The organism is Sphingomonas sp. BGYR3 (assembly GCF_025153455.1).
Classification (GTDB): domain Bacteria; phylum Pseudomonadota; class Alphaproteobacteria; order Sphingomonadales; family Sphingomonadaceae; genus Sphingomonas.
Window position 1 is genome coordinate 209313 of record NZ_JANZNT010000001.1, and the last position, 15095, is coordinate 224407.

General features: G+C 64.4%; 8 protein-coding genes. 3 read left to right on the forward strand and 5 right to left on the reverse strand.

All coding sequences use genetic code 11. The features are described from left to right. Nucleotides 1-99 precede the first annotated feature (99 nt). Nucleotides 100-777, forward strand: a complete 678-nt coding sequence (locus NYR55_RS01030; RefSeq protein WP_260019402.1) for a hypothetical protein — start codon at nt 100-102, stop codon at nt 775-777. Nucleotides 778-840: 63 nt separating this feature from the next. On the opposite strand, the gene rpoC is transcribed toward NYR55_RS01030, so the two are convergent. Beyond that, nucleotides 841-5121: a DNA-directed RNA polymerase subunit beta' gene (rpoC, locus tag NYR55_RS01035; protein WP_260019403.1), complete on the reverse strand. Its 4281-nt coding sequence runs from the start codon at nt 5119-5121 to the stop codon at nt 841-843. A gap of 83 nt (nt 5122-5204) precedes the next feature. Continuing rightward, nucleotides 5205-9356, reverse strand: a complete 4152-nt coding sequence (gene rpoB, locus NYR55_RS01040) for a DNA-directed RNA polymerase subunit beta (RefSeq protein ID WP_260019404.1) — start codon at nt 9354-9356, stop codon at nt 5205-5207. A 409-nt stretch (nt 9357-9765) separates the two neighbouring features. Between rpoB and NYR55_RS01045 the strand changes: the two genes are divergently transcribed. Further along, nucleotides 9766-10926 carry a hypothetical protein gene (locus tag NYR55_RS01045; RefSeq protein ID WP_260019405.1) on the forward strand — a complete coding sequence of 387 codons (1161 nt, stop codon included), beginning with the start codon at nt 9766-9768 and terminating at the stop codon, nt 10924-10926. A 109-nt stretch (nt 10927-11035) separates the two neighbouring features. Here the strand turns inward: NYR55_RS01045 and rplL are convergent, their stop codons facing one another. After that, the gene (rplL, locus tag NYR55_RS01050) at nt 11036-11416 is read right to left on the reverse strand and encodes a 50S ribosomal protein L7/L12 (protein WP_260019406.1); all 381 of its coding nucleotides are present in this window, start codon (nt 11414-11416) and stop codon (nt 11036-11038) included. 59 nt (nt 11417-11475) lie between these two features. Continuing rightward, complete coding sequence (gene rplJ / locus NYR55_RS01055) at nt 11476-11991, reverse strand: 50S ribosomal protein L10 (RefSeq protein ID WP_260019407.1); 516 nt, start codon at nt 11989-11991, stop codon at nt 11476-11478. 490 nt (nt 11992-12481) lie between these two features. On the opposite strand from rplJ, the gene NYR55_RS01060 reads away from it, so the two are divergent. Next, nucleotides 12482-13081 (forward strand): L,D-transpeptidase, encoded by a 600-nt coding sequence (locus NYR55_RS01060; RefSeq protein WP_260019408.1) that lies wholly within the window; start codon nt 12482-12484, stop codon nt 13079-13081. 3 nt (nt 13082-13084) lie between these two features. Here NYR55_RS01060 and NYR55_RS01065 read toward each other — a convergent pair whose 3' ends face one another. Next, nucleotides 13085-15043 carry an AsmA family protein gene (locus NYR55_RS01065; RefSeq protein WP_260019409.1) on the reverse strand — a complete coding sequence of 653 codons (1959 nt, stop codon included), beginning with the start codon at nt 15041-15043 and terminating at the stop codon, nt 13085-13087. Nucleotides 15044-15095: the final 52 nt, after the last annotated feature.

Sequence of the window (15095 nt, forward strand, 5' to 3'; positions counted from 1 at the left end):
GCTATCATGAAATGCACCATGCGCGAATGATGGATGGCATATTATCCGTTTTTTCTGGAATAGATTGAGCTTTGGGTCAGAACCTGCTGTTCTTGGTCTATGGTCTTTCTTCAATTCCTGAAGTCGCTCGACGACCTGCTTTATGAATTGATGAGCTGGCTTGTGTTTTACCCGGTCACGCTGTGGCGGGCGCTGACCCGTCCGTTGGGCACGATGGCCTATGCCGACCGGGAACTGGGCGAGACCGTCGAGCGGCAGTATAATGACGCGCTCAGTCCGCCGCAGTTCCTGCTGGTCACGCTGCTGATTTCCCATTCGATCGAACTGATGGTCGTGGGGCAGAGCGAGATCGTGACGCGCACGACGGGCCTTGCCGGACTGGTCAGCGACAACACGACGCTGTTGCTGCTGCGCCTGCTGCTGTTCAGCCTGTGTCCCCTGATCCTCGCGGTCCATGCCATCAATCGGCAGCATATCCGGCTGACGCGCGACACGTTGCGCGTTCCCTTTTATGCCCAATGCTATCCGGCCGGCCTGCTGGCGCTTGGCCTTGGCGTCGGTACCCTTTTGCCGGAAGCACCGGGCCGGCCATGGCTGGCCGCGCTGGGTTATGCTCTGGTCTGCGCGACCTTGCTGTGGTTCGCGGTGGTGCAGTGGCGCTGGTATCGCCAGCGATTGAAGATCGGCCCTGTTCGGGGGGCGCTGGTCACCATGGTGGGACTGCTTGGCTGCCTGATCGCGTTCACCGTCGTCGCCGTTCTGCTCCTTGGCATCTGAAGCACAAAAAAACCGCCGCCCGGATCGCTCCGGACGGCGGCATTTCTTGATCCGTTATCGGGATCAATCGTTCAGATAGTCACCGGCATCCGCATCGGTGCCATGGCCGCTGGCCACGACCGCTGCCAGCGGATCGTCACCAGTGCCGGCCGAGTCCCGCGGGCTGCGGGCCAGTTCCGCGGCGTGCTCTTCGGCGGCCGATGCCGGCGCGATCAGCGATGCTTCCTGCATCCGCCGCTGCGCCACGCGCAGTGCCGCGTCACGCGACGTGGCTGCGATGCGCATGCGGTTCATGCCCGCACCGGTGCCCGCCGGGATGAGACGGCCGACGATGACGTTTTCCTTCAGGCCGATCAGCGTGTCCTGCTTACCCTGAACCGCCGCTTCCGTCAGAACGCGGGTGGTTTCCTGGAACGAGGCGGCCGAGATGAAGCTGCGGGTCTGCAGCGACGCCTTGGTGATGCCCAGCAGGATCGGCTTGCCCTGAGCGGGCTGCTGACCCGGTTCGAGCTTGGCGTTGATCGCGTCCATCTCGTCCCGGTCGACCTGTTCGCCGGCCAGCAGCGTGGTGTCGCCGCCATCGGTAATCTCAACCTTCTGCAGCATCTGGCGAACGATCACCTCGATGTGCTTGTCGTTGATCTTCACGCCCTGCAAGCGATAGACTTCCTGGATTTCGCTGACCAGATATTCGGCCAGCGGCTCGATGCCGAGCACTTCCAGAATGTCGTGCGGATCGGGGCTGCCGCCGATCAGGTTGTCGCCACGCTTGACGTAGTCGCCTTCCTGAACGTCGATCACCTTCGACTTCGGCACCAGATATTCCACGACCTCGCCGCCGTCCTCGGGCTGAATGCCGATCTTGCGCTTGGCCTTGTAATCCTTGCCGAACACGACGCGGCCCGAAACCTTCGCGATGATCGCGTTTTCCTTGGGCTTGCGTGCTTCGAACAGCTCGGCGACGCGCGGCAGACCGCCGGTGATGTCGCGGGTCTTGGCCGATTCACGGCTGGCACGGGCCAGAACGTCACCGCCCTGAACCTGAGCGCCATCCTCCACCGACAGCACCGTACCCGGTGCCAGCATGTAGCGGCCGGCCTCACCCGAGGCATCGTCATGCAGCGTCAGACGCGGACGAAGATCTTCCTTGGACCGCGAAGCGGCGCGATATTCGATCACCACGCGCTGTGCGATGCCGGTCGCTTCGTCCACCTGTTCGGTCAGCGTCTTGCCGTCGATCAGGTCCTGATACTTCACGATACCCGGGTTTTCCGTGATCACCGGCATGGTGAACGGATCCCATTCGGCCAGCCGGTCGCCCTTGCTGACGATGGCGCCGTCGTCGTGCATGACATAGGCACCATAGGGGATGCGGTGGACCGCCAGGTCGCGGCCTTCCATATCCACAATCGCCAGTTCGCCCGACCGCGACAGAACGACGCGGCGGCCACGCTGATCGGTGATCAGGCGCAGGTCGCGATGCTGGATCGTGCCGTCGACGGGCGCTTCCAGGTTCGACTGTTCGTTCAGCTGTGCCGCGCCGCCGATGTGGAACGTCCGCATCGTCAGCTGGGTGCCCGGCTCACCGATCGACTGGGCGGCGATAACGCCAACCGCTTCACCGATGTTCACCGGCGTACCACGGGCCAGATCGCGGCCATAGCACTTGGCGCAGACACCGATCTTGGCTTCGCAGACCAGCGGCGAGCGGATCTTCATCCCCTGAATGCCGATGGCTTCGATCTGCGCGATCATCGCTTCGTCCAGCAGCGTGCCGGTCGGGATCACGACTTCGCCCGTCTTGGCATCCACGACGTCCTCGGCCGTGGTGCGGCCCAGGATACGCTCGCCCAGCGATGCGATGACGCTGCCGCCCTGAACGATCGCCCGCATTTCCAGCGCGCGCTCGGTGCCGCAGTCGATCTCCATCACGACGCAATCCTGCGACACGTCGACCAGACGGCGGGTCAGGTAACCCGAGTTCGCCGTCTTGAGCGCGGTGTCGGCCAGACCCTTGCGGGCGCCGTGGGTGGAGTTGAAGTATTCAAGAACGGTCAGACCTTCCTTGAAGTTCGAGATGATCGGCGTTTCGATGATCTCGCCCGACGGCTTGGCCATCAGGCCGCGCATCCCGGCCAGCTGCTTGATCTGCGCCTGCGAACCGCGGGCACCGGAATGGGCCATCATGTAGATCGAGTTGATCGGCAGTTCGCGGCCCGTTTCCGGGTCCTTCTTCACTGCCTTGATCTCGTCCATCATGGCCGCCGCCACCTGATCGCCGCAACGGCTCCAGGCGTCGATCACCTTGTTGTACTTTTCCTGCTGCGTGATCAGGCCGTCCTGATACTGCTGCTCGAAATCCTTCACCAGGGCGCGGGTCTCATCGACCAGAGCGACCTTGGAATCCGGAATGATCATGTCGTCCTTGCCGAACGAGATGCCGGCCTTGAACGCGTGGCGGAAGCCCAGCGTCATGATGCCGTCGGCGAACAGAACCGTCTCCTTCTGGCCGGTGTGGCGATAGACGGTGTCGATGACGTCGCCGACTTCCTTCTTGGTCAGCAGCCGGTTGATCGTTTCGAACGGCACGCGGTGCGACTGGGGCAGCTTTTCACCGATCAGCAGGCGACCCGGCGTCGTTTCGACGCGCTTCATGTAGACGTTGCCGTCTTCATCGGTCTGCGCCACGCGCGTGATGATCTTGGTGTGCAGCGTGACCGCGCCGGTATCCAGGGCGTGATGCACCTCGGCCATGTCGGACAGCATCATGCCTTCGCCCGGCTCGGCTTCCTTCATCATCGACAGATAATAAAGGCCCAGCACCATGTCCTGCGACGGCACGATGATCGGCTTGCCGTTGGCGGGCGACAGGATGTTGTTGGTCGACATCATCAGGACGCGCGCTTCCAGCTGCGCCTCAAGGCTCAGCGGGACGTGCACGGCCATCTGGTCACCGTCGAAGTCGGCGTTGAAGGCCGAGCAGACGAGCGGGTGCAGCTGGATCGCCTTACCCTCGATCAGCACCGGCTCGAACGCCTGAATGCCCAGACGGTGCAGCGTCGGCGCGCGGTTCAGCAGCACGGGATGCTCGCGGATCACCTCGTCCAGGATGTCCCAGACTTCCTTGCGCTCCTTCTCGACCCACTTCTTGGCCTGCTTCAGGGTCATGGACAGACCCTTGGCGTCAAGGCGGGCATAGATGAACGGCTTGAACAGCTCGAGCGCCATCTTCTTGGGCAGGCCGCACTGGTGCAGCTTCAGTTCCGGCCCGGTCACGATGACCGAACGGCCCGAATAGTCGACGCGCTTGCCCAGCAGGTTCTGACGGAACCGGCCCTGCTTGCCCTTCAGCATGTCGGACAGCGACTTCAGCGGACGCTTGTTGGCACCCGTGATCGTGCGGCCGCGGCGGCCATTGTCGAACAGGGCGTCGACGGCTTCCTGCAACATGCGCTTTTCGTTGCGCACGATGATATCCGGCGCGCGCAGTTCCATCAGCCGCTTCAGACGGTTGTTGCGGTTGATGACGCGGCGATACAGGTCGTTGAGGTCCGACGTCGCAAAGCGGCCGCCGTCCAGCGGCACCAGCGGGCGCAGTTCCGGCGGAATGACCGGCACGACGTCCAGGATCATCCATTCCGGGCGGTTGCCGGAATCGATGAAGCTTTCGACGACCTTCAGCCGCTTGATGATCTTCTTGGGCTTCAGCTCGGACTTGGTGACGGCCAGTTCCTCAAGCAGGTCGCGGCGCTCGCCCTCAAGGTCCAGGTCCATCAGCATCTGCTTGACGGCCTCGGCACCGATGCCCGCAGAGAACGCGTCCTCGCCATACTGGTCCTGCGCGTCGAGCAGCTCGTCCTCGGTCAGCAGCTGATACTTGTCGAGCGGGGTCAGGCCCGGCTCGATCACGATATAGCTTTCGAAATAAAGGACGCGCTCAAGCTGCTTCAGCTGCATGTCGAGCAACAGGCCGATGCGGCTCGGCAGCGACTTCAGGAACCAGATATGGGCAACCGGCGCGGCCAGTTCGATATGGCCCATGCGCTCGCGGCGGACCTTGGAAACGGTCACTTCCACGCCGCACTTTTCGCAGACGATGCCCTTGTACTTCATGCGCTTGTACTTGCCGCACAGGCACTCGTAATCCTTGATCGGGCCAAAGATGCGCGCGCAGAACAGGCCGTCACGCTCGGGCTTGAACGTGCGATAGTTGATCGTTTCCGGCTTCTTGATCTCGCCGAACGACCACGACCGGATGCGGTCGGGCGAAGCGATGCCGATCTGGATCTGGTCGAAAGTCTCCGGCTTGGCCACCGGGTTCGCGAAGTTGGTCAGTTCGTTCATTTTTTCAGTCCCTCAGGAGGGTCAAATTCTTGGGTCGGCAGGGGAGGAAGGGGACCACGACCGATGTGCCGTGGTCCCTTCGATTACTCCGCCGCTTCGGCCAGGCCGCCATCCTCTGCGTCCAGCTCGTTCTTGAGCTCGACGTTGAGGCCCAGCGACCGCATTTCCTTGACAAGCACGTTGAAGCTCTCGGGAATGCCGGCCTCGAACGTGTCGTCGCCCTTGACGATCGCCTCATAGACCTTGGTACGGCCGACCACGTCGTCGGACTTCACCGTCAGCATTTCCTGAAGCGTATAGGCAGCGCCGTACGCCTGCAGTGCCCAGACCTCCATTTCCCCGAAACGCTGGCCGCCGAACTGCGCCTTGCCGCCCAGCGGCTGCTGGGTGACGAGCGAGTAGGGGCCGATCGACCGGGCGTGGATCTTGTCATCGACCAGGTGGTGCAGCTTGAGCATGTAGATGATGCCCACGGTCACCTTGCGGTCGAACGCCTCGCCGGTGCGACCGTCGAACAGCGTCGACTGACCCGAAGCGTCCAGACCAGCCAGCTCGAGCATCGCGGACACGTCCGCCTCGACCGCGCCGTCGAACACCGGGGTTGCCATCGGCACGCCCGACTTCAGGTTGCCGGCCAGTTCGATGATCTGATCCGGCGTCCGCGCCTCGATCTCGTCGAGATAATGCTCGCCATAGACTTCCTTCAGCCGGTCCTTGACCGCTTCCGGCATCGCGCCGCCCTTGGCGTCGGGATTGGCTTCGCGCCATTCCTCCAGCTTGTGGGCGATGCTCTGGCCCAGGCCACGCGCGGCCCAGCCCAGATGCGTCTCAAAGATCTGGCCGACGTTCATGCGCGACGGCACGCCCAGCGGGTTGAGCACCAGGTCGACGGGCGTTCCGTCCTCCAGGAACGGCATGTCTTCCTGCGGCAGGATGCGGCTGATGACGCCCTTGTTACCGTGACGGCCGGCCATCTTGTCGCCCGGCTGCAGCTTGCGCTTCACCGCGACGAACACCTTGACCATCTTCAGCACGCCAGGCGGCAGTTCGTCACCGCGCTCCAGCTTTTCGCGGCGGTCGTCGAACTTGTCCTTGATGCGCTTTACGGCCTCATCATACTGCGTCTTGACCGCTTCGAGGTTCGACTGAACGGCGTCGTCCGCAACCGCGAACTTCCACCATTCGTGCTTTTCGACTTCCTCGAGCACCGCCTCGGTGATGTCCACGCCCTTCTTCAGGCCCTTGGGCACCGACGTGGCAGTCTGGCCGACCAGCATTTCGCGCAGGCGCGACCAAGTGGCACGGTTCAGGATGCTGCGCTCGTCGTCCGAGTCCTTCTTCAGGCGCTCGATCTCCTCGCGCTCGATCGCCATCGCGCGCTCGTCCTTGTCGATGCCGTGGCGGTTGAACACGCGCACATCGACGATCGTGCCCGACACGCCCGGCGGCAGGCGGAGCGAGGTGTCGCGCACGTCGCTTGCCTTTTCGCCAAAGATGGCGCGCAGCAGCTTTTCTTCCGGCGTCATCGGGCTTTCGCCCTTGGGCGTGATTTTGCCGACCAGGATGTCGCCCGGCTCGACCTCTGCACCGATATAGACGATGCCCGCTTCGTCGAGGTTGCGCAGCGCTTCCTCACCGACATTCGGGATGTCGCGGGTGATGTCTTCCGGCCCCAGCTTGGTGTCGCGGGCCATCACTTCGAACTCGTCGATATGGATCGACGTGAACACGTCGTCCTTCACGATCCGTTCGGAGATCAGGATCGAATCCTCGTAGTTATAGCCGTTCCAGGGCATGAACGCGACGAGCGCATTGCGGCCCAGCGCCAGCTCGCCGAACTCGGTCGACGGGCCGTCGGCGATGATGTCGCCGGCCTTCACCACATCGCCCACCTTCACCAGCGGACGCTGGTTGATGCAGGTCGACTGGTTCGAACGCTGGAACTTCATCAAGGTATAGATGTCGACGCCGCTTTCCGTGGCATCCACATCGCCCGTGGCGCGCACGACGATACGGGTTGCGTCCACCTGATCGACGATGCCGTCCCGCTTGGCGCCGATGGCCGCGCCGGAATCCCGGGCAACCGTCTCTTCCATGCCGGTGCCGACGAACGGCGCCTCGGCCCGCACCAGCGGCACGGCCTGACGCTGCATGTTCGAACCCATCAGCGCGCGGTTGGCGTCATCGTTTTCCAGGAACGGAATCAGCGAGGCGGCAACCGAAACCAGCTGCTTCGGAGACACGTCCATCAGCGTGATCTGATCGCGCAGCGCCATCAGGAATTCGCCGCCCTGACGTGCGGAGACCAGTTCCTCAGCGAACGAGCCATCGGGGTTCAGCTCGGCCGACGCCTGCGCGACGGTGTGCTTCTGCTCCTCCATGGCCGACAGATAGACGACCTCGTTCGTCACCTTGCCGTCGATGATCTTGCGGTACGGCGTTTCGATGAAGCCATACTTGTTCACGCGGCTGAACGTCGCCAGCGAGTTGATCAGACCGATGTTCGGGCCTTCCGGCGTTTCAATCGGGCAGATACGGCCATAATGCGTCGGGTGAACGTCGCGGACTTCGAAGCCGGCGCGCTCACGCGTCAGACCGCCCGGCCCAAGTGCTGACACGCGGCGCTTGTGCGTCACTTCCGACAGCGGGTTGGTCTGGTCCATGAACTGCGACAGCTGCGACGAGCCGAAGAATTCGCGGACGGCCGCAACGGCGGGCTTTGCGTTGATCAGGTCGTTCGGCATCACCGTCGACACATCGACCGAGCTCATCCGCTCCTTCACGGCACGCTCCATGCGGAGCAGGCCGACGCGGTACTGGTTTTCCAGCAGCTCGCCCACCGAACGGACGCGGCGGTTGCCCAGGTTGTCGATATCGTCAACCTCGCCCTTGCCGTCCTTCAGGTTCACCAGCGTCTTGACGACTTCCAGGATATCCTCGGTGCGCAGCGTGGTCACCGTATCCGGGCAGTCGAGGTCGAGGCGCATGTTCAGCTTGACGCGGCCCACCGCCGACAGGTCGTAGCGGTCCGGATCGAAGAACAGGCCGGCGAACAGCGATTCCGCCGTCTCCAGCGTCGGCGGCTCGCCAGGGCGCATCACGCGATAGATGTCGGACAGCGCCTGTTCGCGCTCCTCGGCCTTGTCGGCCTTCAGCGTGTTGCGGATCCATGCGCCCGTCGACACATGGTCGATGTCGAGCAGCTCGATCCGGTCGATGCCGGCCTTGTCCAGCTTTTCCAGGTTTTCGGCGCCGATTTCGTCGCCAGCCTCGACATAGATTTCGCCCGACGTTTCGTTGATCAGGTCGAACGCCGAATAGCGGCCATAGATTTCCTCGGTCGGGATCAGCAGCGTCTCAAGCCCGTCCTTCGCCGCCTTGTTGGCCGCACGGGGGCTGATCTTCTGACCCGCCGGGAAGATGACTTCGCCCGACTTGGCATCGATGATGTCGAACATCGGCTTCTGGCCGCGCCAGTTTTCCGCCGCGAACGGGATCTGCCAGCCACCCTGGCCGCGGACGAACGTCACGCGGTTGTAGAAGTGGTTGAGGATTTCCTCGCTGTTCAGGCCCAGCGCATAGAGCAGGCTGGTGACCGGCAGCTTGCGCTTGCGGTCGATGCGGACGTTGACGATGTCCTTGGCATCGAATTCGAAATCCAGCCACGACCCGCGATAGGGGATGACGCGGGCGGCGAACAGATACTTGCCCGATGCGTGCGTCTTGCCGCGGTCATGGTCGAACAGCACGCCCGGCGAACGGTGCATCTGGCTGACGATCACGCGCTCGGTGCCGTTGACGATGAACGTGCCGTTCTCCGTCATCAGCGGCATGTCGCCCATGTAAACGTCCTGCTCCTTGATATCGAGCACCGAGCGGGCTTCGGTATCCGGATCCACCTCGAACACGATGAGGCGCAGGGTGACGCGCATCGGCGCGGCATAGGTGATGCCCCGCTGACGGCATTCTTCCTGGTCGAACTTGGGCGGCTCCAGCTCGTAATTCACGAAGTCGAGTTCGGCCGTCCCGGCGAAGTCCCGGATCGGGAACACGCTGCGCAGCGTCTTTTCCAGACCCGAAACATAGCCGATGGACGGATCGGACCGCAGAAACTGTTCGTAGGATTCGCGCTGAACCTCGATCAGGTTCGGCATCTGCACCACTTCATGGATGTCGCCGAACACCTTGCGGATGCGGCGCTTCATCGTGCCGCTCTCGATCGCCTTGGTTGCCATAGCTGAGGATTGCCCTTGTTCTATCAAAAGGTAGTTCAATCAGAATTCGTACCCGGTGACCCACCGGATCGGGCACGCAAAAGACGCCAAAAAAGCCGCGCGTCCATCGCCCCGTGGCGAGGATGGCGGCTTTGCGGCGTCATGAGCCCGGCTGATCCATTCATTGGCACGCTGCGCGACGGCGAACCTTTCCCGATCGGACGGTGTTGGCGATATAGGCGCAGCGCCGGGTCATGTCAAACGGCATGGCGGATACCCGGCGAGCGGCGGCGGATACATGAACGCGGGATAAATGCCTGATGAACCTCAGATAAACGGCATCGCCCCGTCGTCCTGCTCTGTCATCCCGTCGCTGATTCCGGGTTCGCAATGAAACCGGATGGGCGGGTCGGGGCGTTGGCGTCCTGCTATGAAGAAAAATCGCCTCATCGCTCGCACGGCCACCCTGGCGCTGATTGCCACGCTGGCTGCCCCCGCAATTGCTCAGGACATCGCACCCGCGCCCGCTCCGGTCCAGCCGGTTCAGGCCCCGTCCGCACCGACGACGTCCGCACCGACGACGACCGCGCCGGTCATCATTCGTCAGGCCGCGCCCGCGCCGACCCAGACGACGGCCGCCCCGTCCATTCCCGCCGCGACCCCCCAATCCGGCCCGAGCGCAGCCCAGTCCGCGCCGAGCGCCACTGTCGCGCCGGAAGCACTGGCTCAGGTCGAACAGGAACAGGCAGCAGCGCGTGAGGCCGCACAGCGCAATCGGGAGGCTCAGGCCCGCCGGTCTGCCGCCAACACCGCAGCGAGCGACGAACCTGCACGGGCAGAAGCGGCTCCGGCAGCCGAGGTTGCGCCGCCTCCCACGTTGAATGAGGCCCCGGCGGTCGATCCCGCGGTCCAGTCGCCCCCGCCCGTCGCGGCAACGCCCGCGCCGGAAGCTGCACCGCCCGCCGATAGCGGCTTCGACGCGCCGGCAACGGCAGAGAGTTCGACCGACTGGACGCCGTGGATCGTTGGCGTGGCCGGCATCGGTGCCGCCTTTGCGCTGCTTGCATGGGCCGCGACCCGGCGCCGCCGCGCTGCCCCGGATCCGGTCGTGGCCAATCGAGAGGTCAATCGCCCGATTGAGCCGAAGCCTCGCCCGATCGAGCCCCGCCCGATGACGGTCGCCACGCCGCAGGCTGCGACGGTCGAGCCGGTTCAGCACGCGCCAGCGATGGCGGCGACCGCCACACCGCTGGTCGCGCACGGCGTTTCGCCTGCGACGCATCACGAGCATTCGGCGGTGCTGAAGCCGGGTCATGAGGGCATGGGCCGTCACGAACGGGCTGCGCTTGCCGGTCCGACGGCGGACAATCCGTTCCTGACTCGCCGGGCCCGGCTGAAGCGCGCGCGCTTCTATGACGAGCGTGAGCGGATGGGCCTGGTGGATGCGGCGGCGGCTGCGCCGGCCCGGACCCCGGCCGCCCCTGCGGCTCAGCCGGTCGGTGCCGCGCCGCGACAGGAGGTCGAACGGCCGCGGGTGATCAAGCAGGTCGGATGGCCCGGCAGCTTCAAGCCCGCCTTTGGCCAGAGCTGATCCGGCCGGCCGGTAAATGAAAAAAAAGGCGGCGTTCCCGATGGGGAGCGCCGCCCTTTTTCTTGCAGAAGCAAGGGTCGGGAACCGGGCGAACCGGTTCCCGCGCCGATTACTTGACCTCGACGGTCGCGCCAGCTTCTTCGAGCTGCTTCTTGATCTTCTCGGCTTCGTCCTTGTTGACGCCTTCCTTGACCGGCTTCGGAGCGCCTTCGACCAGCGCCTTGGCTTCGGTCAGGCCCAGGCCGGTGATGGCGCGGACTTCCTTGATGACGTTGATCTTCTTGCCACCGTCGCCGGTCAGGATCACGTCGAACTCGGTCTTTTCTTCAACCGCAGCAGCGGCAGCGCCACCGCCGGCGGGGCCAGCAGCAACGGCAACGGCAGCGGCGGCCGAAACGCCCCACTTTTCTTCGAGCAGCTTCGACAGCTCAGCCGCTTCCAGGACGGTCAGTTCGGACAGCTGGTCAACCAGCGCGTTCAGGTCAGCCATGATAAACTCCAATCAATCGGGTTAAAGTCGGTATATTCCGGTATCGAAGGCCGCGTGGATTACGCGGCTTCCTTCTCGCTATAGGCCTTGAAGACACGGGCGAGCTGCCCGGCCGGCGCCTGGGTGATGCTTGCGAGCTTCTGTGCCGGGGCCTGGATCAGGCCGATCAGCTTGGCGCGCAGTTCATCCAGCGACGGCATCGAGGCAAGCGCCTTGATGCCTTCCGCGTCGAGCACCGTGCTGCCCATCGCGCCGCCGACGATTTCGAGCTTGTCGTTCGTCTTGGCGAAATCCACGGCCACCTTGGCGGCGGCAACGGGATCGGTCGATGTGGCCAGCGCGGTCGGGCCGGTGAGCAGGTCGGCAATGCCGGCATACTCGGTGCCCTCGAGCGCGATCTTGGCGAGACGGTTCTTCGAGACCTTGTAGCTCGCGCCGGCGTCACGCATCTTGTTGCGGAGGTTCGTCGACTGCGCGACGGTCATGCCCAGATTGCGGGTGACCACCACGACGCCGACCTCCGAAAAGGTGCGGTTCAGCTCGGCAACGGCATCGGCCTTCTGCGAACGATCCATGCCATTCTCCTCAAAACTGCGCCATGGCAATGGGGCCATGACGCGGGGAAATCCCGGTTCCGCAAAGCGGGCCGGGGGTGTTCGTCCAAAGGGGGCAGGGGGTTCGCGGCCAGCACAACCGACTGGCTGCACCCGACGCGCCGCATGGGCGGGCCGAGCGGTATTTTCTGTCCCCGTCTTGGCGGGAGATTAAGGTGGGCAAACCCCACCACCCGCTGTCTCGGACGGTTTCCGGTTCGGGCAAGCCCGTGCCGGAGTGGCAGGTCCATAGCGAAACCGGACGATGTGTCAAGCAAGCATGGCCGGGCATCCCGTGTCCGAACGCGGCTGCCTGACCCCGTTAACCCTGTTCATCGTTAACGCTGCGGCTTTTGTCCCGACGCGGAACACGCCGAAATCCTGGCTTTTCCTGATGGCCAAAGCGTAAGATATAGCGCCCATGGCACAGCAACTGATCACCCGCATTAACCAATTGCCCCGGGGCACATTCGTGCGTTGGGTCCTGCTGGCGCTAAGTGTCGCGCTGCTGACCGCACCCGTGCTGGCCCGGGCCAGCGAGCCGGTGTCGATGGTGATGGAGCTGGACGCCCCGCTCAATCCGGGTGAGTTCGCCTGGGACGAAAGCGGCACCGATGCCGCTGCCGCCCGCTGGGTGGTCGTCGATATCGCGGCCCAGATGCTGTACGTCTATCAGGGCGGTGTCGAAATCGGCCGTTCGACCCTGGTTTATGGCTCGGATGAAAAGCCGACGCCGATGGGCACGTTTCCGGTGCTGGCAAAGGTCGCGAACAAGCATTCGATCAAATATGACGCGCCGATGCCCTGGTCGCTTCAGCTGACGCGCAGCTGGGTTGCGATCCACAGCAGCGACGTTGATCCGCGCTATGCCACCCATGGCTGCATCGGCGTGCCGGACGAGTTCGCCCAGACCCTGTTCAACAAAATGCGCGTGGGCGACCGGGTAACGGTGACGCGCAACTGGATGCGGCAGGTTTATGCCGCGCAGGAACATGGCGCCGAATTGCCGCCGCCCCCCAGCGACGAAACGCTGACCATTGACGGGACGGACCTCGCCTCCCTGACGCGCTGATCCTTATTTCGTGGCGCGCAGGATGGACCGCGCCATGCCGGAACAATCGACCGCGCCGGTCCCGTTGACCACCGGGCCTTCCTTCTTGCGCAGGCCAAGCGCACCGCCGATCGACCCCACGACCGCGCCGATCACGTCGCCCGTATTCGGCGGATTGTTGAACCCCGCCACGCTGACCGACGGCCGGCTCATGGTGCCGTTGATCCGGATCGGCTCCATGATGCGCAGCCCGCCCTTGCGCTTGGATGCGCCGCCGATGGTCAACGCGATCCGCTCGCTTTCCAGGTCGATGATGCCGACGCCCCGACTGCGGCTGATGTCGGTGTCGATGACAAAGGGCGTGGCGGTCAGGCGGCCCTCGTCCGCCTCGAACCCCACCGCGATACAGCGCAGCGGCACCTGTGCATCCGGGTCGCTGACCACCGCCTTCACCGTCCGGCCCAGATCCTGGCCCAGCACGGCGGCGACCACCCGGTCCACCTTGCCGTTGACCGCGACGATCCCGGCATGGCCATCGGCACGGGACAGCGCCTCGCGGATGGTATCGCCGCGCCCGCCCAGCACGATCCGCGCGCGATAGGGCGCATCGAACCGGTCGGCGGCATTGACCAGCGGCCCCAGCCGGCCGCCCTGAACCATCAGGTCGATGTTCAGCATCGGCTTTGCCCCGGTGCGATGATCGACGGTCATGCGCCCGGTCATTACCCCCTGCACCAGTTCCGACCGGATATCGCTGATCGTCAGCTTCTTGCCCTCCAGCGTGATGGTGCCCGCAAGGGTCCGGAACGTGGTGGTCTGACCGAACAGCAGCCGCTGCGCCTTGACGCGCAGCGTGCCGTCGGTGGGGCCGATCTTGGCAAGGTTGATCCGCGTTTCGGGCAGGACACGTTCACCGGTCTGCGCCTCGCGCGCCGCCGCACGCGCCTTGCCCCTTGCATCGGACAGGTCGTCGAAATCGAACTGCGAAAACCGGATATCGCCGTCGATCTTGGTCCGGCCATCGCGCTTCAACACGTCCATCCGCCCGACCAGCTGCGACCGACCAATCGAACCGGACATCCGCTCGATGAACCAGTCGCGCCCATCGCGGCGCACTTCTGCCTTCAGGTCGATGGGCGCCGTGCCGAACAGGCCTGCCTGGATAAGGTCATCCAGCCGGGCGAGCGATGGCGCCTTAGCCGCCATCGCCAGCCGCATGTCCCGCACGTTCAGCGCACCGCGCATCGTGCCCTTTGCCGTCATGGTCAGCAGCGGCGATGCGAAATCCAGCGTGAAGGGGTAAGGCGCGTCGCCGCCCGTGCTGGTCACCGGCGCGCCGTTCAGTTGCAGCCGCGCAGGCGCACCGTCGAACGTCCCCGTGCCGCCGATCCGCACCCCTTGGCGCGCATCCGCCGACATCGCACCGGCCAGCACCAGCTTGCGCTTGGCTTCCTTCAGCGTGAAGCGGCTATCCTCGATCGTCAGGCCGGCAATGCCCATGCCGCGATCATTGTCCTGCCCCTCGTCCGGCGCCTTGGTTTCCCGGCGCCAGTTCCACTGCCCTTCCGCTGTCCGCACCAGATTGGCGGTCATGCCGCGGATCACGATGCCGCCCGGCTCGATCGATTGCCGGAAGATAGCGGGCAGAACCGGCACCCGCATCCGCACCTCGCGAACGGTCAGCAGATCTCCGGGCCCGGCCCAGTCCGGCTGAGCCATACGCAGGTTGCGCAGCACGATGGTGGGGGTGTATGAAAAGACCTCCACCCGCTCCACGCTGCCAAGGTTCACGGGTGCGCCGACGCGCTCGCTTAGTGCAGCCTCGATCCGCTCGCGCGCCCAGCCGACAGGTGACATCGCCGCAGCTACAGCCAGCATGGCGAGCAGGACAATCAGCACAGCCGCCATGATGACGGCAATGCGCAGCGCCCGTCCCGGCCGACGAACGGCTGGGACGGTGGCGGTGGAAGTATCGGCGTTCATGCCCCTTGAACGTTGCGCTGCCGTTCCGGTTCCTGAATGGCAGCGACGATGG